18 protein-coding genes are annotated in these 25,563 nt (G+C 66.3%); 12 read left to right on the top strand and 6 right to left on the bottom strand.

Annotated features, from left to right (window positions below; all coding sequences use genetic code 11):
- Positions 1–17 precede the first annotated feature (17 nt).
- Both HH308_RS23925 and HH308_RS23920 read right to left on the bottom strand, forming a co-directional pair.
- Positions 18–386: a DUF3817 domain-containing protein gene (locus tag HH308_RS23925; protein ID WP_170196779.1), complete on the bottom strand. Its 369-nt coding sequence runs from the start codon at positions 384–386 to the stop codon at positions 18–20.
- A 65-nt stretch (positions 387–451) separates the two neighbouring features.
- A complete protein-coding gene (locus tag HH308_RS23920; protein WP_170196778.1) occupies positions 452–1,672 on the bottom strand; it encodes an acetyl-CoA C-acetyltransferase in 1,221 nt (406 codons plus the stop codon).
- Positions 1,673–1,784: 112 nt separating this feature from the next.
- Here HH308_RS23920 and mce point away from each other — a divergent pair, with 112 nt between their 5' ends.
- Complete coding sequence (gene mce / locus HH308_RS23915; protein ID WP_170196777.1) at positions 1,785–2,279, top strand: methylmalonyl-CoA epimerase; 495 nt, start codon at positions 1,785–1,787, stop codon at positions 2,277–2,279.
- 29 nt (positions 2,280–2,308) lie between these two features.
- Positions 2,309–3,406, top strand: coding sequence for a DivIVA domain-containing protein (locus tag HH308_RS23910; protein WP_170196776.1), 1,098 nt, complete (start codon positions 2,309–2,311; stop codon positions 3,404–3,406).
- Between the two features lie 9 nt (positions 3,407–3,415).
- Here the strand turns inward: HH308_RS23910 and nucS are convergent, their stop codons facing one another.
- Positions 3,416–4,099 (bottom strand): endonuclease NucS, encoded by a 684-nt coding sequence (gene nucS / locus HH308_RS23905; RefSeq protein ID WP_170196775.1) that lies wholly within the window; start codon positions 4,097–4,099, stop codon positions 3,416–3,418.
- Between the two features lie 10 nt (positions 4,100–4,109).
- Positions 4,110–5,348: a helix-turn-helix domain-containing protein gene (locus HH308_RS23900; protein WP_170196774.1), complete on the bottom strand. Its 1,239-nt coding sequence runs from the start codon at positions 5,346–5,348 to the stop codon at positions 4,110–4,112.
- 132 nt (positions 5,349–5,480) lie between these two features.
- On the opposite strand from HH308_RS23900, the gene HH308_RS23895 reads away from it, so the two are divergent.
- Positions 5,481–7,322 (top strand): flavin-containing monooxygenase, encoded by a 1,842-nt coding sequence (locus HH308_RS23895; protein WP_170196773.1) that lies wholly within the window; start codon positions 5,481–5,483, stop codon positions 7,320–7,322.
- A gap of 72 nt (positions 7,323–7,394) precedes the next feature.
- On the opposite strand, the gene HH308_RS30540 is transcribed toward HH308_RS23895, so the two are convergent.
- Positions 7,395–8,498 carry a phosphodiester glycosidase family protein gene (locus HH308_RS30540; protein ID WP_170196772.1) on the bottom strand — a complete coding sequence of 368 codons (1,104 nt, stop codon included), beginning with the start codon at positions 8,496–8,498 and terminating at the stop codon, positions 7,395–7,397.
- 232 nt (positions 8,499–8,730) lie between these two features.
- Here HH308_RS30540 and HH308_RS23885 point away from each other — a divergent pair, with 232 nt between their 5' ends.
- Positions 8,731–11,889: an NAD-glutamate dehydrogenase domain-containing protein gene (locus HH308_RS23885; protein WP_170196771.1), complete on the top strand. Its 3,159-nt coding sequence runs from the start codon at positions 8,731–8,733 to the stop codon at positions 11,887–11,889.
- A gap of 479 nt (positions 11,890–12,368) precedes the next feature.
- Here the strand turns inward: HH308_RS23885 and HH308_RS23880 are convergent, their stop codons facing one another.
- Positions 12,369–13,898 (bottom strand): PucR family transcriptional regulator, encoded by a 1,530-nt coding sequence (locus HH308_RS23880; protein WP_170196770.1) that lies wholly within the window; start codon positions 13,896–13,898, stop codon positions 12,369–12,371.
- A 130-nt stretch (positions 13,899–14,028) separates the two neighbouring features.
- Between HH308_RS23880 and HH308_RS23875 the strand changes: the two genes are divergently transcribed.
- The 8 genes from HH308_RS23875 to HH308_RS23840 all read left to right on the top strand — a co-directional run bounded on the left by HH308_RS23875 (position 14,029) and on the right by HH308_RS23840 (position 25,206).
- Positions 14,029–15,957, top strand: a complete 1,929-nt coding sequence (locus HH308_RS23875; protein ID WP_170196769.1) for a primary-amine oxidase — start codon at positions 14,029–14,031, stop codon at positions 15,955–15,957.
- Between the two features lie 15 nt (positions 15,958–15,972).
- Positions 15,973–16,836, top strand: coding sequence for a universal stress protein (locus HH308_RS23870; RefSeq protein ID WP_170196768.1), 864 nt, complete (start codon positions 15,973–15,975; stop codon positions 16,834–16,836).
- Between the two features lie 250 nt (positions 16,837–17,086).
- Positions 17,087–18,427 carry a 4-aminobutyrate--2-oxoglutarate transaminase gene (gene gabT, locus HH308_RS23865; protein WP_170196767.1) on the top strand — a complete coding sequence of 447 codons (1,341 nt, stop codon included), beginning with the start codon at positions 17,087–17,089 and terminating at the stop codon, positions 18,425–18,427.
- Positions 18,428–18,458: 31 nt separating this feature from the next.
- Positions 18,459–19,916, top strand: a complete 1,458-nt coding sequence (locus HH308_RS23860; RefSeq protein ID WP_170196766.1) for an NAD-dependent succinate-semialdehyde dehydrogenase — start codon at positions 18,459–18,461, stop codon at positions 19,914–19,916.
- Positions 19,917–20,050: 134 nt separating this feature from the next.
- Complete coding sequence (locus HH308_RS23855) at positions 20,051–21,610, top strand: APC family permease (protein WP_170196765.1); 1,560 nt, start codon at positions 20,051–20,053, stop codon at positions 21,608–21,610.
- A 45-nt stretch (positions 21,611–21,655) separates the two neighbouring features.
- Positions 21,656–22,642 (top strand): nitrilase-related carbon-nitrogen hydrolase, encoded by a 987-nt coding sequence (locus tag HH308_RS23850; protein WP_170196764.1) that lies wholly within the window; start codon positions 21,656–21,658, stop codon positions 22,640–22,642.
- A gap of 1 nt (position 22,643) precedes the next feature.
- Entirely contained in the window at positions 22,644–23,696 is a 1,053-nt protein-coding gene (locus HH308_RS23845) for an agmatine deiminase family protein (protein ID WP_170196763.1), read from the top strand.
- 139 nt (positions 23,697–23,835) lie between these two features.
- Complete coding sequence (locus tag HH308_RS23840) at positions 23,836–25,206, top strand: flavin monoamine oxidase family protein (RefSeq protein ID WP_170196762.1); 1,371 nt, start codon at positions 23,836–23,838, stop codon at positions 25,204–25,206.
- Positions 25,207–25,563: the final 357 nt, after the last annotated feature.

Raw genomic sequence — 25,563 nt, 5'->3', positions numbered from 1 at the left:
CAAGGGTACGAGGTGAGTCAGGCGGCGACCGGGGTGGAGTCGTCGTCGGCGGGTGCGGAGACCGACAGTTCCGCCAGATGGCCGTTGCGGGCGGCCCACCACTCGAAGACGAGGGTGCCGAACGGCGGAATCGAGGAGACGAGCGCCAGTCCGGTCACGACCAGGTTCCATTTGAGGGCCCGTGCGGTCAGCAGCGCGACGACGACGAACACCACGAACACGATTCCGTGCACCATGCCGGGGATACGAACGGCGGCGTCGTGGCCGAGCACCCATTTGAAGAACATCGCGATCAGCAACGCGAGCCAGGTGATGGCTTCGGCGACGGCGACGAACCGGAATCTCTTGGCCGGGGTGCTGAGATCGAAAAGCTGCATGGGCTCCATTGTGCATGACGAAAGTGACCTCTACTACAAATCGTAGTAGAGGTCACTCGTCGGCGCTGTACCGATCAGGCCTTCGGCACCGAGATGATCAGCGCGTCACCCTGACCGCCCGCGCCGCACAGTGCCGCCGCGCCGACGCCTCCACCACGGCGCTTGAGCTCCAGCGCGAGGTGCAGCGTGATGCGAGCGCCCGACGTTCCGATCGGGTGCCCCAGGGCGATGGCGCCGCCGTTGACGTTGACCTTCTCCGGATCGATGCCCAGTTGCTTGGTCGAGGCCAGCCCGACCGCCGCGAAGGCCTCGTTGATCTCGACGACGTCGAGGTCCTTGGGGTCGATTCCGGCACGCGCACAAGCCTTTTCGATGGCATTGGCCGGCTGAGCCTGCAACGACGAATCCGGTCCGGCGACGACGCCGTGCGGTCCGATCTCGGCCAGCCACTCGACGCCGAGTTCCTGCGCCTTCGACTTGCTCATCACGACGACGGCCGCGGCGCCGTCGGAGATCTGCGAGGAGTTGCCCGCGGTGATGGTGCCGTCCTTGCGGAACGCCGGGCGCAGCCCGGACAGCGAATCGGCGGTGGTGTCGGCGCGAATGCCCTCATCCTCGGCGAAGACGATCGGGTCGCCCTTACGTTGCGGAATCTCGACGGGCACAACCTCATCGGCGAATACGCCGTTCTTCCACGCCTGCGCGGCCAGCGTGTGGCTGCGCGCCGCGAACTCGTCCTGCTCGGCCCGGGTGAAGCCGCGCGTGACATCCCCCGCCGCTCCGCTCGCCACGTCGTTGCCCTGCTCGGTCAGGGCACCCATCGGCTGATCGGTGAAGGCATCCCACAGACCGTCGAAGGCCATGTGGTCGACGAGTTCGGTGTTGCCGTACTTGAATCCGCCACGGCTGCCGGGCAGCACGTGCGGTGCCTGGGTCATCGACTCCTGGCCGCCGGCGACCACGACGTCGAATTCGCCGGCGCGGATCAGCTGGTCGGCCAGGGCGATGGCGTCGATGCCCGACAGGCACATCTTGTTGATCGTCAGGGTGGGGACGTCCCAGCCGATGCCGGCCTTGATGGCGGCCTGACGTGCGGGCATCTGTCCGGCGCCCGCAGTCAGCACCTGGCCCATGATGACGTAGTCCACGGCCTCGGCCGGGATCCCGGCACGCTCGACGGCGGCCTTGATGGCGACCGCGCCGAGATCGACCCCCGACTGTCCCTTCAACGACCCCAACAGGCGGCCGAACGGGGTACGGGCACCGGCAACGATTACCGACGGTTCTGTGGACATTGTTGTCTCCTTGTGACTGCTTGCGACCACTGCAACTTTAGTTAATTCGAAATAACTGAAGTTGTCCAGACCACCGCGCAGTGGTCTACCGACTCAACGCTACCTTTGGACGATGAGTGCATCGTCAACGGATCCAGCCAACACCTCCCCAACCACCCTGATCTCCGACCTCGTCACGGCCATCGATCACGCCGGCATCGCCGTACCCGACCTCGACGCCGCCAAGCAGTGGTACGCCACCCATCTCGGTTTCGTGACCCTCCACGAAGAGGTCAACGAGGAGCAGGGGGTGCGCGAGGCCATGGTCGGACCGGCCAGTGCGGCCACCGACGGCAGCGCCGTCATCCAGTTGCTCGCCCCCCTCAACGACGAGTCGACGATCGCCAAGTTCATCGCGCGCAGCGGCCCCGGACTGCAGCAGCTGGCCGTGCGGGTCACCGACGTCGACGCGGTGACCGAGCGACTCACCGCTGCCGGAGTTCGGGTTCTCTATCCTGCACCCCGACGAGGCACAGCGGATTCGCGAATCAACTTCGTACATCCCAAAGATGCGGGCGGCGTCCTTTTGGAATTGGTGGAGCCCGCTGCCGACGGTGGCGCCCACTAGCGGTACCGATCGGCACTACACTGGTCGCCATGTCGGCTCCAGCTCCGCGTCCCGCCCCTTTCGACACGACCCGTCGCGGTTACGACCGCGACCAGGTCAACGACGCATTCCAACGCTTCGACGCTGAATTGCGTGTGCTCGCCGCCGACCGCGATGCGGCCAACGCCAACGCCAACGAGTTGGCCGCGCATCTGGGCGCCGCACGCGAGGAAATCGAGGAGTTGCGCCACGAGGTGGACCGGTTGTCGGTGCCGCCGACCACCGCGCAGGGCATGAGCGAGCGACTGTCGCGGATGCTGCAGCTGGCCTCCGACGAGGCGTCGGAGATCCGGGCGAATTCCCAGGCGGAAGCGGCCGAGACCGTGTCGGTGGCACAGCAGCACTCGGCCGCGCTGATCAAAGACGCCGAAGCCAAGGTGACCGCGGCGACACGGCGTGCCGAGGAGATCACCGCTGCGGCCAAGCGCGAAGCGGACAAGACCGCCAAGTCGCTCGCCGATCGCAAGACCGCGATGGAGAACGAACACACCGCGACGATGACCGCGGCTCGCCAGGAAGCGCGGCGCATCGTGGAGAAGGCCACCAACGAGGCTGCTGAGCTCGAGCAGCAGAGCACCCGTGCGCGCAACACCGAGCGGGAACGCTTCGACGCCGCGATCGCCGCCGAGCGCGCGAAGACCGACGCCGAGGTCAAACGCCTCAAAGACACCGCGCAACGCGTCGCCCTCGAGCGGATGCATCAGTCACGCGAATTCGCCAAGCGTGCGCGCAGCACCCACCAGGGCGTGCTCGATCATCTCGAGGAACTGCGCAAACACCTGGTCTCCGCGCCCAACGAGCTCAAACTGACTCACATCGACGACTTCGCCGATGCCGACGATCTGTCCGACACCGAACTGCTCAACCGCGAGCTGACCGGGCCGTCGAAGATCTCCGACGACGAGAAGCGCGCGATCGGGAAACAACAGCAACCGCAGCAATCGGCGTCCAACAATTCGGCGCCGAACGCGGTACCCAACGGCTCGGCCCCGACGTCGGGCGGCGGATCAGGCGCGGCGTCGAATTCGAACGAGCCGAGCACCAAGCCGTTCAGCGCGAACAACGTCAACCGCCGGGTGGCGCAGTAGCGGCGACCCTCAGAACAGCCGGAACTCGGTGCTCTCGGTCCCGCGCAGCTTGTCGTAGTCCAGGATCAGGCACCGGATTCCGCGGTCGTTCGCCAACGTCCGGGCCTGCGGCTTTATCTGTTGTGCCGCAAACACTCCCGCTACCGGCGCCAACGTCGTATCGCGATTGAGCAGGTCGAGGTAGCGCGTCAACTGCTCGACGCCGTCTATCTCGCCGCGCCGCTTGATCTCCACCGCGACGGTTCCACCGTCGGCGTCGCGGCACAGCAGATCCACCGGGCCGATCGCGGTCATGTACTCGCGACGGATCAGCGTGTGGCCGGCTCCCAGCGTCTCCACATGCTCGGCCAGCAGCTCCTGCAGATGCGCCTCGACGCCGTCTTTGACGAGCCCCGGGTCGACGCCGAGCTCGTGACTGGAATCGTGCTCGATCGACTTGATGGTGATGCGCAACTGCTCGTCGGCCTTATTGGTGACCACCCAGAGGGCCTGCGCGTCGACGTCGTCGGGCACGGTCTCCTCGACCAGCCAGCACGGCGGCGTCATCCAGTTCAGCGGCTTGTACGCGCGGTCGTCGGCGTGCACGCTGACCGACCCATCCGATTTCACCAGCAGCAACCGCTTCGCCATCGGAAGATGGGCGGTCAACTTGCCGACGTAGTCAACTTGGCACTCCGCAATAACCAATCGCACCCGCACCAGCCTAGGGCATGGGCGCCCTCGGGCCGTCGGCCGCCGCGCCGCCCCACACGACGTCGATCCCCGACGAGAACCGGTACGGATTGGCGTCGAGCAGGCCACCCAACGACTTGCGCAGCCGCGACATCTCCGCGCGCACCGTAATCGTGCGAGTGGGGTCACCGAAGAGCTTGTCGGCCATCTGCGCCGCGGTGAGTCCGTCGCGGTGGCGCGCCAACAACGCGAGGATGTCGGCATGCCGGCGCGACGGTTTGATCTGGCGCCGACCGCTGGGACCGGTGACCCATACCTCGGTCTTGCCCGGAGTCAACTCGATGCGCGTCGGTTCGGTGGCCACCGCATCTTCGGCGACGCGGACCAGCCAGCCGCCGGGCAGCGGATCGACGTCGCACGCACCCAGCGACGACAGCCACACCCGACCCGCGGACAGCTTCTTGGGCAGTACCAAACGACTGCGCGGTTGCACGACGTCGACCGCGGCAACCCACCCCTGCGCGTCGACGGCCAACGCCGGGACACCCATCCGGGCGAGCATCGGGGCCGCGACCGAACGCAGCGCGTCGAGGCTGCGCCGATGCAGATCGCGCAGCTGCGCCTCGGCCAGTTTGGCCACGGCGTCGACCAGCGCGACCGTCGTGGGATGGATGGTCGCCGCGGGGCCGCTCACGTCGACGACGCCGAGCACCTCGTCGGTACGCGGGTCGCGGATCGGCGCACCCGCACAAGTCCAAGCGTGATGGCTGCGGACGAAATGCTCGGCGGAGAACACCTGCACCGCGCGGCCCGACGCCAGAGCGGTACCGATCGCATTGGTTCCGACCATGTCTTCCGACCAGTTGGCGCCCAGCACGAAACCTAGCGAATCTGCTTTGGAGAGAACACGATTCACGCCTGAACGCCACAACACGCGACCCCCGGCGTCGGCGATCACCAGAATGTTGTCGCCGTCGGCGATCAACATGTCGAGCCCACGAGTGAGGTCGTCGAGCACGGCGAGCAACCCCGATCCGACGCGATGCCCCTCCAGTTCGGCCGCGTCGAGCGGGCCGTCGAGGATGCCGGTCTCCGGGTTGAGCCCGACGTCGCGTACCCGCTCCCACGACGCCCCGATGACGTCGCGGGGTCGTGCGGGCACCTTCTCCCCCGACATCGTCGCGTTGTAGACGTCGGCGAGGAGTCGCGCGTACTGGCGCGGATCGTCGCCGGCGGGAACTGCGGGCTCGGGAATCACGGCACTGGTCATCGCCACCCATTGTGCGCTCCATCACAGCCGGTGGGCAAAGACAGGTCACGTTGCAACCCCCTGCAACCCTGTCGGCGCGTCGCGAAACGGAGTGTGCTGTACCTCACAACAGCTCAGTGAGGAGATGAAGTCATGACCCAGACCCTGGATCCGACCGACGTCGGAAGTACGGGTTCGCCAGATCCCCAAGCGGTCGTCGACGCGTGGCTCGGCGATTTCGAACGGGCGCTGCAGGCACAGGACATCGCCGCCGTGACCGACTTGTTCGTCACCGACAGCTTCTGGCGCGACCTGGTCGCATTCACCTGGAATCTGAAGACCGTCGAAGGGCATGACGAGATCGCCGCGATGCTCGCCGATCGCCTGGCCGACACCGCGCCGTCGAACTTCACCACCAGCGAACCGGCCACCGCCGCCGACGGCATCTACACCGCCTTCGTCACCTTCGAGACGTCGGTCGGGCGCGGCGAAGGTCTGCTCCGTCTGCGCGACGGCGAGGACGGCCCGAAGGCCTGGACCCTGCTCACCACGCTGCAGGAACTCAAGGGCCACGAGGAGCCATTGGGTGCCTCGCGCGTCATGGGCGCGGTGCACGGCCAGAGCGCCGACACCCGGTCGTGGGCCGAACGCAAGGCCGACGAGGAAGACGAGCTCGGCTACGCGGTGCAGCCGTACGTGCTGGTGATCGGCGGCGGTCAGGGCGGCATCGCCCTCGGCGCCCGACTGCGGCAGCTCGGCGTGCCGTCCATCGTCGTCGACAAGCACGACCGCCCCGGCGACCAGTGGCGCAAGCGGTACAAGTCGCTGTGCCTACACGACCCGGTCTGGTACGACCACCTGCCCTACCTCCCGTTCCCCGACAACTGGCCGGTCTTCGCGCCGAAGGACAAGATCGGCGACTGGCTGGAGTTCTACACCCGGGTCATGGAGGTGCCGTACTGGTCCAAGACCGAGTGCACCTCGGCGTCCTACGACGAGGCCAGCGGCAAATGGACCGTCCAGATCAACCGCGACGGCGAGGAACTGACGCTGCACCCGACGCAGCTCGTGCTCGCGACGGGTATGTCGGGCAAGGCGAATGTGCCGAGCTTCCCCGGCCAGGACGTCTTCACCGGCGAGCAGCATCACTCCAGCCAACACCCCGGACCCGACAATTACGCGGGCAAGAAGGTCGTCGTCATCGGCGCCAACAACTCGTCGCACGACATCTGTAAAGCGTTGGTGGACAATGGTGTCGATGCGACGATGGTCCAGCGGTCGTCGACGCACATCGTGCGGTCGGATTCGTTGATGGAGGTCGGTCTCGGCGACCTCTACAGTGAGCGCGCGGTGGCGTCGGGCATGACCACCAAGAAGGCCGATTTCACCTTCGCTTCGCTGCCCTACCGGATCATGCACGAGTTCCAGATCCCGATCTACAACGAGATCCGCGAACGGGACAAGGACTTCTACGCGGCGCTGGAGGCCGCCGGCTTCGACCTCGACTTCGGCGACGACGATTCCGGCCTGTTCATGAAGTACCTGCGCCGCGGCTCGGGCTACTACATCGACGTCGGCGCGTCGGAGCTCGTCGCCAACGGCACCATCAAGCTGGCCCACGGCAACGTCGACCACCTGACCGAGAACAGCGTCGTGCTGACCGACGGCACCGAGCTGCCCGCCGACGTCGTGGTGTACGCGACCGGCTACGGCTCGATGAACGGCTGGGCGGCCGACTTGATGGGTCAGGACGTCGCCGACCGCGTCGGCAAGGTGTGGGGCCTCGGCTCAGACACCACGAAGGATCCCGGACCGTGGGAGGGTGAGCAGCGCAACATGTGGAAGCCAACCCAGCAGCCCAACCTGTGGTTCCACGGCGGCAATCTTCACCAGTCGCGGCACTATTCGTTGTATCTCGCCCTGCAACTGAAGGCTCGATTCGAGGGACTGCACACCCCCGTCTACGGGCTGCAGGAGGTTCACCATCTGAGCTGACGTGAATTGAGCTGAGATATAGCGCGCACACTCCGGTTCGTGTCCCCCGACGAACCGGAGTGTCGGCGCGGTTCACGTCGTCACGTAGAAGAAGTCGCGACGGTCCGGTGTCAGGTACCGATTGAGCGGGCCGGGCTGCCAGGTCAGCAGCTTACTCGGCGTCGCATGTCTGGCGTGGTCGACGGAGTAGCTGACGAATGTCGCCATTCCCGGGTGGATGTCGAGCTGCATGGCCCGCACGGCGCCGGCGTCGACGAGGGCGCTCGCCAGCGCCGAAAGGTTGAGCTGGTTGCCGTCGACGTAGATCAGATTGCCGTTGCGGTCGACGCCGAGTCCCGAGCGCCATGTGTATTGATTCTCCAGCCCGGTTCCGCCCCAGTAGCCGAGGCCGCGGATCTGCGGTTGTGACCGGCCGTCGTCGACGAGCAGCGCCAGGTTCTGCCGCGCCGCGACCATGTGCGACGACGCCTTCACCTCGCGGCCCCACTCGCCGATGGTCAGCCGCCCGCGGTCGTCGATCACCGCGGTAGCCGAGCCCGCGTGCAGCGGTTTGAGCTCGTGGCCGAACGCATAGATGCCGCCGGCGATGTCGCCGAACCGGAAGCCGGAGTTGAAGACCGCCGCGAGGTTCGGGACGTCGACGGCGGGAACCTGTGCGGCGGAATGATTCTGCGCCGAATTCGGCTGAGCCGTGCCAGGCATCAAGTGCAGCTTGACGGCGGCCGAGTCGATCACCGCGACGCCCGCGATGACACTCGGATGCGCACGGTCGGGCTCGAACGAACTGGTGTAGAGCGCAGGTTTACCGCCCGCTGCCGGGCGCCCGGGCAACCACCGCGGGGCGACGGTGGAGCCCACCGGAATCGGCAGCGTCGGCAGTTGCAAGTGCGCGTTCGACGCCGGTGCGCCGTGCGCGAACTGCTTCACGTCGGCCGCCGTCGTCGAGGGCACGTGCCTTGTGTAGTACCAGGATTCGACGCTGTCGACGAGGGGGCCCGCGCCGTGATCGCGCAGCCACTCGGAGGTCTTGTCGGCGAAGCTGGCGTAGCCGGGAGCGTTGAGTGCGTCGGCGTAGGACATCCCCGCGAGGGTCAGGAATCCGGTGACGAGTGCAATGGCGACGAACGTGATGAGCCGCGATTTCCCCGGGATATGACCGACTACAGGTTTGGGCACGAGGTGCATGCCAACGACATTGCCGAAGGGTAGCTGTGGGGTTGCTTAAGGTCGCAGAGTGTGTATTGCGGCACGTCGCACGTGGCGTACCGGAGGCCGCGAGCTGCCGGTTCAAGGTCCGGCGACACGCACACCCGACGAACCGGAGCGCGGCGTGTGACGTAACACTCCATTTCGGTTATGTCGCGACCAGTGGCACATCACGGACAGTAGGGGCGTTCCATCCACGACGATGACAAAGGAGTCAACGTTGTTGTCCGCCGACACATCTACCCGCCGCCTCGCCATCACCGACGCCCTCACCCGCCCCCGGCTCGCCTTCGCCTCGATCCAGCCGGACACCCTGACCGCCGTCCTGGCCTGGCCCCATCCCGGCACCGCCGCGACGACCGTAGCACCGACGCTCACGAGTCTCGCCGACACTTTCAGCCGCCTCGGTCTGGTCATCGTCGACCACGACCACGACACCGGCGCTCACCTGCACCGCCTGACGCTGCAGCCCGTCGACGCGGTCGCCTTCGACGACGACACCGCCACCGCGGTGACCCGAGCGTTCGACGCGATCATGGCCGGGCACACCGACATCGACGGATTTCTCCGCCTGGTGACTGCGGCGGGCCTCGACATCGCCGAAGTGATCCTCATCCGTGCGCTGTGCCGCTATGCGCGTCAATACGGACTCACGGTCAACCTGCACACCGCCGCCACCACACTGGCCGGCAACGGCGCATTCGTCCGCGGCCTGCTCGATCTGTTCGACGCTCGCCTGCGGCCCGGGCTCGACGATGCCGAACGCACGGCCGGACAAGCGCGCGCCGAGGCCGCACTGTCGGCGGCGGTCGCGCTGGCGGCTTCGGTCGATGAGGACCGGCTGCTGCGCGCCCTGATCTCCATCGTCCGCGCGACGTTGCGCACCAACTGGTTCGCCCCGGGTGTTCCCACCGAACGGCCGCTGGCGCTGAAGCTCAACCCCTCGGCAATCGACTTGCCCGCCAAGGTGATTCCGTTCCGGGAGATCTTCGTTCACGGTGTCGCGGTGGAAGGCGCGCACTTGCGCGGCGGCTCGATCTCCCGTGGCGGGCTGCGCTGGTCGGAGCGTCCGGACGACTTCCGGACCGAGGTGCTCGGCCTGATGCGGACCCAGATGGTGAAGAACTCGCTGATCGTGCCGGTCGGCGCGAAGGGTGCCTTCGTCGCACGGACGACGGCCGGCCCCACCCCCGACGACGTGCGCGCCGCGTACCGCCAGTTCATCGGAGCACTGCTCGACGTCACCGACAACCTGGTCGACGGCGAGGTCAGCCACCCGGCCGACACCACGGTCACCGACGGTGCCGACCCCTACCTCGTCGTCGCCGCGGACAAGGGCACCGCCCGCTTCTCAGATCTCGCCAATTCCATTGCCGGACAGCGTGACTTCTGGCTCGGCGACGCGTTCGCATCGGGCGGGTCGGCCGGCTACGACCACAAGGCGATGGGGATCACCGCCCGCGGCGGCTGGCTCGCCGTGCAGCGGCACCTCGCCGAGGCCGGCATCGACGTCGGCGCCGACGACTTCACCGCGGTCGGCATCGGCGACATGTCCGGCGACGTCTTCGGCAACGGGATGCTGCGCTCCACCCACACGCGTCTGGTGGCCGCCTTCGACCACCGGCACATCTTCTGCGACCCCAACCCCGACGCGGCGTCGTCTTTCATTGAGCGGCAACGACTTTACGATCTTCCGGGCAGCAGCTGGGACGACTACGACCGCACCCTGATCTCCGAGGGCGGCGGCGTGTGGCCACGCTCGGCGAAGACCATCGAACTGTCCGACGCGATGCGGACCCGCCTGGGCGTCGACGCCGCCGTCCTGACGCCGCATGAACTGATCCGCGCCATCCTGCGCGCCGACGTCGACCTGCTCTGGAACGGCGGCGTCGGAACCTACGTCAAGGCGTCGACGGAGACGTCGGCCGATGCCGCCGACCCGGGCAACGAACTGGTGCGGGTGGACGCGAACACGTTGCGCGCCACCGCAATCGGCGAGGGTGGCAACCTGGGTCTGACCCAGCGAGCCCGCGTCGAATACGCGTTGGCCGGTGGCCGGTGCAACGCCGACTTCATCGACAACGCCGCCGGCGTGGCGACGTCGGATCGCGAAGTGAACATCAAGATCGCACTCGACGACGCCGTGCACGCAGGTCGGTTGACTAGGGACGAGCGCGACGACATCCTGTCCGCCGCAACCGATGAGGTGGCCCGGTCGGTGCTCGCCGACTGCGATCGGCAGACCCTTGCGCTGTCGCTCGCCGAGGATCGGTCGTCGTTCCTGCTCGGTCGCCACGCCCGGCTCATCGAGAACCTCGAAGAGACCAACGGCATCAACCGCTCGCACGAGGTGCTGCCGTCGGCCGGTGAGCTCGCGGCCCGCCAGCGAGCCGGCGCCGGACTGGTGCGGCCGGAGATCGCAGTGCTGCTCGCGATGTCGAAAAACGTTGTGCGCGATGACATCCTGGCGTCGTCGGTGCCCGACGACCCGTCGTTGGCGCCGGTGCTGCGCGACTATTTCCCGGCGTCGGTGCAGGATCGGCTGGGCGACTCGCTCGCCGATCATCGCCTCGGCCGCGAAATCATCGCGGTAACACTGGCCAACGATCTGATCGACCACGTGGGTCCGGGCTTCGTTCATCGCATCGAAAGTCGTTACGGCGTAGGCACGCCGGAGATCGTCCGGGCATACGCCGTCGTCACCCGGACCATCGGCGTCGATTCGCTGTGGGCCGACGTGCTGGCCATGCCGCACATCGACGCCGCCGATCGATTCGCGTTGCTGGCGATGCTGCAGTCGCTCATCGAGCAGGCGACCGGCTGGGTGCTGCGGCACCGGCGCCGAGGCTTCACCGTCTCGTCGGAGGTCGCGCGCATCGCACCGCAGGTCGACGCCCTGCGCGCCGCACTCCCCCGGCTAACCGGTTCACCGCGCGCCGATCGTGAGACGTTCGCCGTGCTCGGTCGCTCACTCGCGTGTGTCGCGGGCGCCGACGCGACGGGCCTGCACATCACGCAGGTCGCGCAGGCGCATCGCGAGGCTGGCGAACGACTGCGGTTGTCGTGGCTCGCGGACGCGATCGACGCCGGCTCGACGGTCGACCGCTGGGCCGCGATGGCCGCGGCCAGCCAACTCGATGAACTCCACGACCTGTGGCAGTCCCTCGCCGAGACCATGGTGACCGACAGCGCCGACGGGTCGTCGACCGATATCACCGCGCGCATCGACGAATGGATCGGCAACAACCGTACGGGCGTCGAGCGGGTGACGGGACTCATCGACGAGCTGACTCACTCCGAGCGCGTCGACGCCGCGCATGCGGTGGTGACGGTTGCGGCTCTGCGGCAGTTGGTCGGATAGGTAGCGCGGGAGAGCCGGGCCCGATGGGCTCGGCTCTCTCTGCTTGGATTCGCCGACGGCAGGCCTCTTCCGCTGGTTGAGCCTAGGTTGAACCTGGATTCACCGATGGTGGACCCTTCCGCTGGTTGAGCCGGACGAGCGCCGTGCTGAGCGAGGCGCTAGCCGAGTCGAAGTAGCGCTAGCCGAGTCCGTGTCGAAACCTCTCAGCCACAACGACTTTCGATGATGCGCGCCATGTCGGCGATGACACCCGGCAAGTGAGGCGATGTTCGATACCATCACGGTTCGACAAGTACGCTGCCATCAAATGCATTGTGGTACAGGGGTTTCGACACGCTCGTCGCTAGCGCTCCTCGCGGCTCAACCAGCAGATGGGGCCTACCGTCGGTGAATTCAGGCTCAACCAGCGGAGCGGGTGCCATGCGACACACCACTAGTCACCGCAGCTACAGCGAACTACCGCAACAACCAATCATCCCCTACCCGCGGGCGATGATCGCCAACAACAATTCCGCTCGCACTCGCGCCGACGACAGGTCGCACGACAGTACCTCTTCCGCACGCCCGATTCGGCTTCGCAGAGTGTGTCGATGCACTCCGAGCGCCGCCGCGGCCGCCTCCCATTGACCGTTCGCCTCCAAATAGGCGCGCAGCGACGGCAGCAGTTCGGTGTTGTTCGCCGAGTCGTACGCGGCCAGCGGATCGACGAGAATTCCGGCGAGATTGTCCAGCACGCGGCGCGATTCCGGCAGCGCCAACAATGTCCGGCCGACCAACGCGGCCGCTTCTTCGGGGACGCCGCTGCGGTCGGTCGACGCCGCCGTCATCCGCGCCTGCTCGACCGCCGCCTCGATGTCGCCGACGTCGTGCGGTGTACTCAGCCCGATCCGGAACCGGCGTCGAATACCGGTCGGCACCGCGTCGAACAGACGGGCCGCGAAGGCGAGATCGTCGGTACCGCGCAGCAACGCCAACAACGACGATCCGTCGCCTGCGGGCAACAGAAACGCCGGACGCCCGGCGGAATTCAGCTGTTCGTCGATGGCCTCGGCGACGGTGACCAGATCGCCGGAGCCGAGCAGCATCAAGACCTTGATCCGGCTGTGCTCGTCTGCGGCCGACTCGACCACCTCCCGCGCCAGCGACAGGTCGGTGCCCCGCGACAACAGGATCTGCAGGGCGCCGGTGTTGATCCGGTTCTGCTCCGCATGCAGGCGCAGCGGTTTCTCGAAGTCCAAGGCCAGCAACGAGTTCGCATGACCGATCAGCACCTGGTCGACGGGCCGCGGGTCGCTGCTGAACACGACCGCGAGGTACCCGTGGGTTCGACGGCCCACCCGGATCGACTGCACGACGATGACCCCCGTCGGGCCCGGGATGACGCTGCTGTCAGGCACACCGCCGGTGCGCAGCTGCGTGGTCACCAGCTCGACGACGGCGCTGCGTACGTCGTCGGGAATCGACGAGGGCGACCGCTCGATCACGTGGGCTGCCCGGTCGAGCAGCAGCACCGGGCCGCCGCATGCCGCCGAGAGTTCGCGGATCGTCGAGCCCACCCCGCCCCCGACCGCCGCCCGCGTCATCCGCGGCTGAGCGCGCGATACGGCCAGCACGGACTCGTACTGCTGCTCGGCGAGGCGGTCCATCACCGTCTTCACGACGGCGACGAACGGCGTCGGCAACGGTACCTCGAACAGCGTCAGACCGAGTTTCTCGGCCTCGTCGACCATCTCGTCGGGCACCGCGTCGTGCGACAGACCCAATCCGAAACCGATTGCCGCGGCGCCACATTCGGCGAACTCGCGCATGTAAGCTCGACGTCCCTGCGCGTCGAGCGGCAGCACGATGCCGGTGGTCAGCACCAACTCGCCACCGGAGAGCCACCGACCGGGACTCGTCAGCTCCGTGGTGACGGCGAACGTGATCTCGGCAGTTGTACCGGCGGCACCCGCGCGCAGATGCAGGCCGAGCTCCGGCTGATTGAGCAACCAGCGCACCGGAACACCCACTGCACTCCAATCTGTCGAGAATTGCTTGTCGAACTCCGACATTCTGGCAGATGCAATGGCATCGTGTGTGGAGCAGAGTGAGACGAGTCACAGGTGTGTCCGTCAGGGACGAGAGAGGAACCTCAACAGCATGGCGAATACCTTTCATCCATTGGATCCGTTGACCGCCGCGGAATTCACCGCGGTCACCGAAATCCTTCGCGATGCGCACGGTGTGACCGTGCCCGAGTGGCGCTACGCCAACATCGAGATGGCCGAGCCGTCGAAGGCTGCCATCGCGGCCTTCGACGCCGGCGGCGACACCCCCGACCGGCAGGCCGTCGTGGTCTGCTTCGAGCGGGCCACCAACTCGACACACAAGGCACTGCTGTCGTTGGCCGAATCGAAGGTGCTTTCGTTCGAACACATTCCGGACCAGCAGGCCAACTTCACCGTCGACGAGTGGGAAGAGGCCGACGCCGCGCTGCGTGCGCATCCCGATGTCATCGCGGCGCTCGCCGCACGGGGCGTCACCGACATGGATCTGGTGTTCATGGACACCTGGACCTACGGCGATGTGTTGATTCCCGAGCAGTACAAGGGCCGTCGGGTCGGCTGGTCGGACACCTGGGTCCGCTCGGGTCCGGGGAAGAACCCGTATGCGGGACCGGTCAACGGCTTTCACTGCGTCATCGACCTGAACAGCATGGAGCTGCTGGAGATCGAGGACACCTTCACCGTGGATCGTCCCGAGGTGATGGGCGAGTACGTGCCGCGGTACGTACCCGAACGCATCCGCAATTCCAGCACTCGCGAACCGCTCAAACCGCTCGACATCACACAGCCCGAAGGGCCGTCGTTCACTCTCGAGGGAAACAAGCTCGAGTGGCAGAATTGGTCGCTGCGAGTGGGTTTCAACTACCGCGAGGGCATGACGATCCATGCCATCAGCTACAACGACCACGGCAAGGTCCGCCCCATCGCGCACCGGCTGTCCTTCGCCGAGATGATGGTCCCCTACCGCGACCATTGCGAAGATCATTACCGCCGAACGGCTTTCGACATCGGCGAGTGGGGCATCGGCTTCATGACGACGTCCCTGGAGCTCGGCTGCGACTGTCTGGGCGAGATCCGCTACCTCGACGCCACGCTGCACGACAGCAAGGGCGAGCCGTACGAGATCAAGAATGCGATCTGCATCCACGAAGAAGACAACGCGGTGCTGTGGAAGCACGTCGACCACGACGAGGCCGAGGTGCGCCGTATGCGCCGACTCACCGTCTCGTCGCATGTCACGGTCGCCAACTACGAATACCTCGTGTACTGGCGCTTCTACCAGGACGGCAACATCGAATGTGAGGTCCGCGCAACGGGAATCATGGTCGTCAGCCACTTCCCCGAAGGCGGCGAGCACCCGCACGGCTCACTCGTCGACCAGCGGACCTATGCGCCGTTCCATCAGCACTTCCTCGTCGCCCGAATGGATCTGGACGTCGACGGTACCGAGAACACCGTCTACGCAACCGAGACCGAGATGGTGCCCGTCGGTCCCGACAACCCCTACGGCCTCTCGCTGCGGCAGGTGAACACTCCGCTGCGCACCGAGGACGAAGGCAAGCAGGACATGAACTACGCGACCCAGCGCGCATGGAAGGTCGTCAACGAGAACACCACCAACGGGCTGGGAACCCACCCGTCGTACAAGCTGGTGCCCGGCGGCGCGTTCCCCGCGATGTTCCCGCCGGACTCCCCGATCCTCGCGCGCTGCCGGGCCATCGAACACACGCTCTGGGTGACTCCCAATTCGCCCGACGAGCGTTGGCCCGCAGGCGAATTCGTCAATCAGAGCAGCGTCGACCACGGCCTGCCGGAGTGGACCGCGGGCAACCGCTCGATCGACAACACCGACGTCGTACTGTGGTACGTGTTCGGCATTCACCACATCACCCGTCCGGAAGACTGGCCGATCATGCCGGTCGACGTCGTCAACTTCTGGCTCAAGCCCGTCGGATTCTTCGACCGCAATCCCGCGCTCGACGTCGAACCCGCGCCGCCCGCAGCCTGCCATCATCACAACTGAAATCGGAGTTCATCGATGAAAATCCTCGTCGCATACCTCGCCACCAGCGGTGGCGCCGATGCGGTCGTCCTCGGCGCCCGACTGGCCCGGACCCTCGGTACCGAGCTGGAGATCGCCATGGTCCTCCCGCCGGAAAAGATCGTGCCCCTCGCGCCTACCGGTGACTTCGAATCGGTGCTGGCCAAGCAGGCGGCCGAATGGCTCGCCGAGGCAACCAAATTGGTCGCCGACGACATCACCGTCTCGACCTCGATCAGCTACGCCGAGTCGTCCGCCGAGGGCATCATCGAGGCGGCTGAGCGCATCAACGCCGAGGCGATCGTCGTGGGCGGCGGCGGTGGCGGTCTGGTCGGCTCGCACTCACTCGGCTCGGTCGTCAACGAGTTGCTGCACTCCTCGCCGATCCCAATCGTGTTGGCGCCGCGGGGAACCCGGCACTCGGCCATCGATCGGGTACGCGAGGTCACCTGTGCCGTCGGCGACCGGCCCGGTGCAGATCTGCTGCTGTCCACGGCGGTTCGCGCCGCCGGAGCCGCCGGGACACCGTTGCGACTGGTGTCGCTCGTCGCGCTCGATTCCGTCGGCGACGGACACAAGTCCGACGAGGCGGCACTCGAAGAGGCGCGCGTGCACGCCAACGAGACCGTCGAGCAGGTCAAGTCGAAACTGCCCGCCGACGTCGAAGTGAGTTGGTCGGTCGTCGACGGGCCGAGCGTCGAGGCCGCGGTGAACAAGCTGGAGTGGCACGACGGCGACGTGATCATGGTCGGCTCGAGCCGACTCGGACAGGCACGACGACTGTTCCTCGGTTCGACCGCCGCGAAGATGCTGCGCGTGCTCCAGGTTCCGATGGTCGTGGTGCCGCGAGAAGAATCGTAGTCTGCCGAATTGTCCTGACGATGGCCGTCGTCGGGGAACGCACCCGCGTTTCCCGACGGCGGCCACCGTCGTCTCCAGGCGGGAAATGTTCCGTCCAGCGACCCGAAAATGGCCGTTCACCAGCAATTATCGACCCTTCTGCCGAAATGGCGTGTCTGCGGTCACACAACTAGACAGACTGGTGGTGGAAACCGTCTCGGATTTGGAAAAGACTTCTCCACAACCACTTTCGCACGATTTGGGAGTATCCATGAGCAACATCACCTACCGCCTGGAACAGAAGCGCAATCTCGTCACCGAGCTTCCCGGCCCGCGTTCCAGTGAACTCACCGCACGCCGCAAGGCCGCCGTCGCCGCGGGTGTGGGATCGTCGGTTCCCGTCTACGCCACCGACGCCGACGGCGGCATCATCGTCGACGTCGACGGCAACTCGCTGATCGATCTCGGCTCGGGCATCGCGGTGACCAGCGTCGGCGCCTCCGACCCCCGCGTCGCCGCCGCCGTCGCCGAGCAGGCCGCCCACTTCACGCACACCTGCTTCATGGTGACCCCCTACGAGGGTTACGTCGCCGTCGCCGAGAAGCTGGCCGAGCTGACCCCGGGCGACTACGAGAAGCGCAGCGTCCTGTTCAATTCCGGCGCCGAAGCCGTCGAGAACGCGGTGAAGGTCGCCCGCCTGGCCACCGGCCGCAACGCCGTCGTCGCCTTCGACCACGCCTACCACGGCCGCACCAACCTCACCATGGCGCTGACCGCCAAGAACATGCCGTACAAGGCCCACTTCGGTCCGTTCGCCCCCGAGGTGTACCGGATGCCGATGAGCTACCCCTACCGCGACGAGGCTGGCATCACCGGCGAGCAGGCCGCGCAGCGCGCCATCACGATGATCGAAAAGCAGATCGGCGCAGACCAATTGGCCGCGATCATCATCGAACCGATCCAGGGCGAGGGCGGCTTCATCGTGCCCGCACCGGGCTTCCTGCCGACTCTGGTCGCCTGGGCCAAGGCCAACGACGTCGTGTTCATCGCCGACGAAGTGCAGACCGGTTTCGCCCGCACGGGCCAGTGGTTCGCCTGTGAGGACGAGGGCATCGTGCCCGATATCATCACCATGGCCAAGGGCATCGCCGGCGGCCTGCCGCTGTCCGCGATCACCGGCCGCGCCGACCTGCTCGACAAGGTCCACGCCGGCGGCCTCGGCGGCACCTACGGCGGCAACCCGATCGCCTGTGCCGGTGCACTCGCCGCACTCGACTCGATGGTCGAATACGACCTGCGCGAGCGGGCCCGCAACATCGGCGACAAGGCTTTGACCCGCCTGCGCGCGCTGGCCGCCGACGTCGACGTGATCGGCGATGTGCGTGGCCGCGGCGCGATGCTGGCCATTGAGATCGTCAAGCCGGGCACCGACACCCCCGACCCCGACCTCACCAAGGCCATCGCGGCGCGTGCCCTCGAGCAGGGCGTCATCATCCTCACCTGCGGCACCTACGGCAACGTCGTGCGACTGCTGCCGCCGCTGGTGATCGACGACGAACTGCTCGACGACGGCCTGACCGTCCTCGAAGACGCCATCCGCACCGCTCGCTGACCTGACGATCTCGTCCGAAAGGAACTCCTCGATGACCAAGTTCGACGACCTGCTCGCAACCGTGCCGACCGGCCTGTGGATCGACGGCGGAGCCCGAGAGGCCAACTCCGGCAGTCGATTCGACGTCGTGAATCCCGCCACCGGCGAGGTGCTGACGTCGGTCGCCGACGCCGGCGTCGACGATGCGCAAGCCGCCCTCGGCTCGGCCGCGGCCGTCCAGAAGTCGTGGGCCGCCACGCCGCCGCGGGAGCGCTCGATCATCCTTCGTCGGGCCTGGGAGCTCGTCGTCGAACGCACCGACGACTTCGCCCTGCTGATGACCATCGAGATGGGCAAGACACTCGCCGAGAGCCGCGGCGAGGTGGCCTACGGTGCGGAGTTCCTGCGCTGGTTCGCCGAAGAGGCGGTCCGCGTCGGCGGGCGTACCGCTACGGCGCCGTCGGGCAACGGCCGAATCCTGGTCACCAAGGAGCCGGTCGGACCGTGCCTGGCGATCACCCCGTGGAACTTCCCGCTCGCGATGGGCACCCGCAAGATCGGGCCCGCCCTCGCCGCCGGCTGCACGATGATCGTCAAGCCGGCCGAAGACACCCCGCTCACCATGCTGCTGCTGGCACAGGTCTTCGCCGACGCCGGGCTGCCCGCCGGTGCGCTGTCGGTCCTGCCGACCCTGCAGGCCCCGACTGTCGTCGCGGCGCTGATGAAGGACAGCCGGCTGCGCAAAGTGTCGTTCACCGGTTCCACCGGCGTCGGCAAGAAGCTCATCGAGCAGTCCGCCGACCAGGTGTTGCGGACCTCGATGGAGCTCGGCGGCAACGCTCCGTTCATCGTCTTCGACGACGCCGATATCGACGCAGCCGTCGACGGTGCGATGGCAGCGAAGATGCGCAACGGCGGCGAGGCCTGCACCGCGGCCAATCGCCTGCTGGTGCACAACCCCGTCCGGGAAGAGTTCACCAAGGCGCTCACGGCACGCATCGCCGCCACCAAGGTCGGCCCCGGCTACGAGGAGGGCGTCGCGCTCGGTCCGCTGATCAACGCCAAGCAGCGCAATTCCGTTGCCGCACTTGTCGATGAGGCGATCACCGCCGGAGCCCGCGTGCACACCGGCGGATCGAAGGTCGACGGCGACGGATTCTTCTTCGAGCCGACCGTCATCGACGAGGTCCCGTCCGGATCGCGCATTCTGACCGAGGAGATCTTCGGTCCGGTCGCCGTCATCACCGGCTTCGACACCGAGGAGGAAGCGATCGAACGCGCCAACTCCACCGAGTACGGACTGGCCGCGTATTTCTACTCGCGCAGCCTCGATCGCGCCCTGCGGGTGTCGGCTGCTCTCGAATCGGGCATGGTGGGCGTCAATCGCGGCGTAATCTCTGACCCGGCCGCCCCGTTCGGCGGTGTCAAGCAGTCCGGTCTCGGCAGCGAAGGCGGAAGTGAGGGCATCGACGAATACCTCAACACCAAGTACATCGCCTTGACGCCGTAGGAGGCGAAGCCCCAACGGCGCCAGCCGTTTTCAAAAAAGCATTTCGACACGAAACCTGACCAGATCACGCGCACGAAACCGACGTCCGCAGCACCGACCGCGCTCCCCATTTCCCTTCTCCTATTGGAGTCCTCATGGCTACACAACCGGCAGCACAGTCGGAAGTATCCTCAAAAGGCTTGGCTACCAACAAGGTCGGTGTTCTCTCCGGCGCCATTCTCGGTGTGTCGTCGGTAGCTCCCGGCTACACGCTGACCGCGAGTATCGGTCTGATCGTCGCGGCAGTCGGCCTGAAGATGCCCGCCATCTTCATCGCCGGCTTCATCCCGATGTTCCTGACGGCCTACGCCTACCGGGAACTCAACTCCGACACCACCGACTCCGGTGCGTCGTTCACCTGGTCCACCAAGGCTTTCGGGCCGTACGTCGGCTGGATGTGCGGCTGGGGAATGGTGATCGCCACCATCATCGTGCTGTCCAACCTCGCCGCGGTCGGCGTGCAGTTCCTCTATCTGACCGTGGCGCGGATAGCCGACAACCCGAGCATCGCTGATCTGGGTACGTCGAACAAACTCACCAACATCGGCACCACGGTCATTCTGATCGCGATAGCCACCTACATATCGATGCGCGGCATCACCACCAGCGAGCGGCTGCAGTACTTCCTGGTCGGCTTCCAGATGATCGTGCTGGTCATCTTCGCGGTGCTCGCATTCGCGAAATCCGGCGGGCACGTCGGCCACCTGAGTTTCAGTTGGAGCTGGTTCAATCCGTTCGGGGACACCGGCATCAAGGATCCGGCCGTGATGTCGATGGCAGCGTTCGCGGTCGGACTGACCGGTTCGATCTTCGCCTTCTGGGGCTGGGACACCTGCCTGACCCTCGGCGAGGAGTGCAAGGACCCCGAGCGCACCCCCGGCCGTGCCGGACTGCTGTGCGTGATGACAATCCTGGGCACCTACCTGCTCGTCTCGCTGGCCACGATGATGTTCGCGGGCGTCGGCGAAGACGGCCTGGGACTCGGCAATCCGGAGAACTCGGAGAACGTCTTCGGGTCGCTGGCCGAACCGGTGATGGGCCGTTGGGGCGGCGTGCTGCTGTTCCTCGCGATCCTCGCCTCCGCCGTCGCCAGCTTGCAGACGACCTTCCTGCCCTCGGCACGCACCATGTTGTCGATGGGCTCCTACGGCGCGTTCCCCAAGAAGTTCGCCGAGATCAGTCCCCGATTCATGTCACCGAGCTTCTCGACCCTGATCGCCGGCATCGTCACCGCCGTCTTCTACTCGATCGTCACGCTGCTGTCCGAGCGGACGTTGTCCGATACGATCGCCGCGCTCGGCATCATGATCTGCTGGTATTACGGGATCACCGCCTTCGCATGCATCTGGTACTTCCGCCAGACGCTGTTCACCAGTGCCCGCAACTTCGTCTTCCGCCTGCTCTTCCCTCTGCTCGGCGGAGCCGCGCTGCTGACCGTGTTCGTGTTGTCGGTCAAAGAGAGCCTGAATCCCGACAACGGAAGTGGCGCACAGATCTTCGGCATCGGTCTGGTGTTCTACATCGGATTCGGCATTCTGGTCTTCGGCGCCGTTCTGATGATCATCATGCGCATCGTCTCGCCGGGCTTCTTCCGGGGCGAGACACTGCGCCGGTCCACCCCCGATCCCGCCGGCCGAGCTTCGGCCACCCTCTGACACCGCACCCCAAACCCATCCAAGTCAAGACAAAGGAGTCTTTCGATGGAACTGATCACCGCGCTCACCCCGCCGACGTCGTTGGCCCGCGTCGACGCGCCGACTCGAAAGCCGTTGCGCGTAGCCCTGGTTCAGCATCGCTGGCATGCCTCGACCGAGGACCTGCTGGCTGAACTCAACGAGGGTATCGACGCCGCAGCCGAGCAGGGCGCGCAAGTCGTGTTCCTCCCCGAGATCACCCTCGTCCAATATCCCGCATTCGTCCGTGGCGGTGACAACCCCGGAGCCGACGCCGAAGATCTCGCCACCGGCCCCACCTTCACCTTCGCGCAAGCGGCCGCGAAGCGCCACGACATCCTGATCCACGCGTCGCTGTACGAGAAGAACTCCGAGGAAGCGGGCGAGACCTTCAGCGACGGCCTCGGCTACAACACCGCCATCCTGGTCGACAAGGACGGCCTCGTCGCCCGTACCCGCAAACTGCACATCCCGGTGACCGAGGGCTACTACGAGGACACCTATTTCCGGCACGGCCCGGCCAGCGAAGAGGCTTACACCGTGCACACACCCGAAGCACTCGACGGGGCGCGCATCGGCATGCCGACCTGCTGGGACGAATGGTTCCCCGAGGTCGCCCGCATGTACTCGCTCGGCGGCGCCGAGATCATCGTCTACCCCACCGCCATCGGCTCGGAGCCCGGACACCCGGAGTTCGACACCCAACCGCTGTGGCAGTCGGTCATCGTCGGCAACGGAATCGCCAACGGCACCTTCATGATCGCTCCGAACCGCTACGGCAACGAGGGAGAGATCACGTTCTACGGGTCGTCGTTCATCTCCGACCCGTATGGCCGCATCCTCGTGCAGGCGCCGCGTGACAAGTCCGCGGTGCTCGTCGCCGACCTCGACCTCGACCAGCGCAAGGACTGGCTGACGCTGTTCCCGTTCCTGATGACCCGACGCCCCGACACCTACGCTCGGCTGACCGCACCGCTCGACCGGGCCAACCCCATCGGAACCTCGGGAGCCTGAGATGACTTCCGCACAGTCTGATGTGCCCGCCTCGGCCGGGCAGTGGCGGATGCCGGCCGAACACGAGCCGCATTCGAGGACCTGGATGGCGTTCCCGGCTCCCGGCTACTCACTCGGCGACACCGAAGACGACCACCACGAAGCACGGACCGCGTGGTCGGCGGTAGCCAACGCCATCGTCGACCACGAGCCGGTCACGGTGGTCGTCGACCCGACGCAGACCGAACATGCACGTAAGTACCTGTCGGGCGCGGTGGACATCGTCGAGGCCCCCCTCAACGACGCGTGGATGCGCGACATCGGCCCGACGTTCGTCGTCGCCGACGACGGTTCGGTAGCCGGCGTCGACTGGGTGTTCAACGGATGGGGCGGGCAGGAGTGGGCCGCCTGGGATCGCGACCAGCACATCGCGCGCAACATCATCGAACGGACCGGCGTCGAGCTGATCGACTCGGATCTGGTCAACGAAGGCGGCGGAATTCAGGTCGACGGCATCGGCACGGTGCTCGTCACCGAGACCGTACAGCTCGACCCCGGCCGTAACCCGTCGTTGTCGAAGGCCGACGTCGAGGCCGAGCTCACCCGCACGCTGGGCGTGAGCACGATCATCTGGCTGCCACGCGGACTCACCCGTGACTCCGAAGAGTTCGGCACTCGCGGGCACGTCGACATCGTCGCCGCGATGCCGTCGCCCGGTACCGTGATCCTGCACGACCAGCGCAACCCTGAGCATCCGGATTATGTTGTCTCTCGACAACTTCGGGAACTCCTGACGTCGGCGACAAACGCTGCGGGCGAGCCCCTGCGAGTCATCGACGTCCCCGCGCCGGTGACCCTGACCGACGACGAGGGATTCGTCGACTACAGCTACATCAACCACTACGTCGCCAACGGCGTGGTGATCGCATGCTCGTTCGACGACGCCTCCGACGCCGAGGCCGCCGCGATCCTCGGGTCGGTGTACCCCGGCCGCGAGGTCGTCACCGTTGATGCGCGCGCCATCTTCGCGCGCGGCGGCGGCATTCACTGCATCACCCAAAATCAGCCGGCCTGACTTCGCCGGTTTCCGGTCGGCTACGTCAATGATGCTGTAGCCGACCATCCTCACTGACCGAATAGCAGTGGCTTTCGCCACTGCTATTCGTCGACCCATCAATTCAGTACGCGATCGCGTACGACTAGGAGAAGAATAATTGACCACGCTCACCCGTGACGTCGTCATCGTCGGTGCCGGCCCGTCTGGACTCACCGCAGCGTACGAACTGACCAAGGCCGGCTACTCAGTGGCAGTTCTCGAGGCACGCGGTCGCGTCGGAGGACGCACCTGGACCGACGTCATCGACGGAGCAATGCTCGAAATCGGTGGCCAATGGATCTCGCCTGATCAGACGGCACTCACCGCACTCGTCGAGGAATTGGGGCTGGAAACCTTCCAGCGCTACCGCGAGGGCAGCTCGGTCTACGTCGCCGACGGCGAGCGCACCGTATACGACGGTGACGACTTCCCCGTGTCGGAGGAAACCGTAGCCGAAATCAACCGCCTGACCGAGTTGCTCGACGATCTCGCCAAAGAGATCGGTGCCGACGAGCCGTGGGCGCATCCGCGTGCCGCCGAGCTGGACTCCATCTCGTTCCAGTCCTGGCTGCAGGAGCAGACCGACGACGCCGAAGCCGTCAACTGCATCGCCCTGTTCATCGCGGGCGGCATGCTCACCAAGCCGGCCCACTCGTTCTCCGCGCTCCAGGCGATCCTGATGGCTGCATCGGCCGGATCGTTCAGCGACCTGACCGATGAGGACTTCATCCTCGACCGGCGCGTCGTGGGAGGCATGCAGGGAGTGTCGATCGCACTCGCGGAACGCCTCGGCTACAACCTGATCCTCAACTCTCCGGTGCGCACGATCGCCTGGTCGGACCTCGGTGTCACCGTGTACGCCGACAACGACTTCATCGTCAACGCGAGCCGCGCCATCGTCGCAGTTCCGCCGAACCTGTACTCGCGTATCTCGTACTACCCGCCGCTGCCCCGCCGTCAGCACCAGATGCACCAGCATCAGTCGCTCGGCATCGTCATCAAGGTGCACGCGGTGTACGAGACGCCGTTCTGGCGCGAAGAAGGCTTGTCGGGCAGCGGATTCAGCGCGACTGAGATCGTCCAAGAGGTCTACGACAACACCAACCACGAAGACACCCGCGGTACCCTCGTCGGATTCGTGCCCGACCTCAAGGCCGACGAGATGTTCGAGCTGTCCGCTGAGGAACGCAAGGCGGCGATCCTCGAATCGATCGCCCGCTTCCTCGGACCGCAGGCACTCGAGCCGGTCGTCTACTACGAATCGGACTGGGGTTCGGAAGAGTGGACCCGCGGCGCATATGCCGCCAGCTTCGACCTGGGCGGGCTCTCGCGCTACGGCAAGGACCAGCGCACCCCCGTCGGTCCGATCCACTTCTCCTGCTCGGACATCGCCGGCATCGGCTACCAGCACGTCGACGGCGCCGTCCGCATGGGCCAGGCGACCGCGGCGGAGATCGCCGCTGTGCTCCCGGTGACCGCGATCGTGTAGCAGATTAGAAACGCCAGAAGGGCCCCCGACGATGTCGGGGGCCCTTTTGCGTTGCGCGGTGTGTTCAGAGGTGGCATCGCCGCTCGCTAAGTAGGGCGACATCCCGGCTCCCCGGTTGCCGAAGCGAGGGCGGTGACTTCCCTTGCTCCCCGAGTGCCGAGGCGAGGGCGGTGACTTTCCCTGCTCCCCGAGTGCCGAGGCGAGGGACGAGCTTCGGTGTAACGAGGGGTCTGGTGAGACGAACAACCCAACCCCACCCCGACCCTGGTCTGCCCGTCTCGGGGTGGGCGCCCGGGGTGGCAATAGTGGTGTAGCGCAGACAAAAAAAGGGGGACGCCCCGGGGACCGTTGCCGGCC

The organism is Gordonia asplenii (genome assembly GCF_012933505.1).
GTDB classification, from domain to species: Bacteria; Actinomycetota; Actinomycetes; order Mycobacteriales; family Mycobacteriaceae; genus Gordonia; species Gordonia asplenii.
Note: the sequence above shows the minus strand (reverse complement) of the source record. Positions and strands in the feature narration are given on the sequence as shown.

What these genes read in the sequence shown, in the direction of transcription:
- HH308_RS23895 (WP_170196773.1), top strand. Translation starts at nt 5,481, where the DNA reads ATGACCCAGACCCTGGATCCGACCGACGTCGGAAGTACGGGTTCGCCA.
- HH308_RS23920 (WP_170196778.1), bottom strand. Translation starts at nt 1,672, where the DNA reads ATGTCCACAGAACCGTCGGTAATCGTTGCCGGTGCCCGTACCCCGTTC.
- mce (WP_170196777.1), top strand. Translation starts at nt 1,785, where the DNA reads ATGAGTGCATCGTCAACGGATCCAGCCAACACCTCCCCAACCACCCTG.
- HH308_RS23870 (WP_170196768.1), top strand. Translation starts at nt 15,973, where the DNA reads ATGAAAATCCTCGTCGCATACCTCGCCACCAGCGGTGGCGCCGATGCG.
- HH308_RS23855 (WP_170196765.1), top strand. Translation starts at nt 20,051, where the DNA reads ATGGCTACACAACCGGCAGCACAGTCGGAAGTATCCTCAAAAGGCTTG.
- HH308_RS23850 (WP_170196764.1), top strand. Translation starts at nt 21,656, where the DNA reads ATGGAACTGATCACCGCGCTCACCCCGCCGACGTCGTTGGCCCGCGTC.
- gabT (WP_170196767.1), top strand. Translation starts at nt 17,087, where the DNA reads ATGAGCAACATCACCTACCGCCTGGAACAGAAGCGCAATCTCGTCACC.
- HH308_RS23845 (WP_170196763.1), top strand. Translation starts at nt 22,644, where the DNA reads ATGACTTCCGCACAGTCTGATGTGCCCGCCTCGGCCGGGCAGTGGCGG.
- HH308_RS23875 (WP_170196769.1), top strand. Translation starts at nt 14,029, where the DNA reads ATGGCGAATACCTTTCATCCATTGGATCCGTTGACCGCCGCGGAATTC.
- HH308_RS23860 (WP_170196766.1), top strand. Translation starts at nt 18,459, where the DNA reads ATGACCAAGTTCGACGACCTGCTCGCAACCGTGCCGACCGGCCTGTGG.
- HH308_RS23900 (WP_170196774.1), bottom strand. Translation starts at nt 5,348, where the DNA reads ATGACCAGTGCCGTGATTCCCGAGCCCGCAGTTCCCGCCGGCGACGAT.
- HH308_RS23885 (WP_170196771.1), top strand. Translation starts at nt 8,731, where the DNA reads ATGACAAAGGAGTCAACGTTGTTGTCCGCCGACACATCTACCCGCCGC.
- HH308_RS23925 (WP_170196779.1), bottom strand. Translation starts at nt 386, where the DNA reads ATGGAGCCCATGCAGCTTTTCGATCTCAGCACCCCGGCCAAGAGATTC.
- HH308_RS23910 (WP_170196776.1), top strand. Translation starts at nt 2,309, where the DNA reads ATGTCGGCTCCAGCTCCGCGTCCCGCCCCTTTCGACACGACCCGTCGC.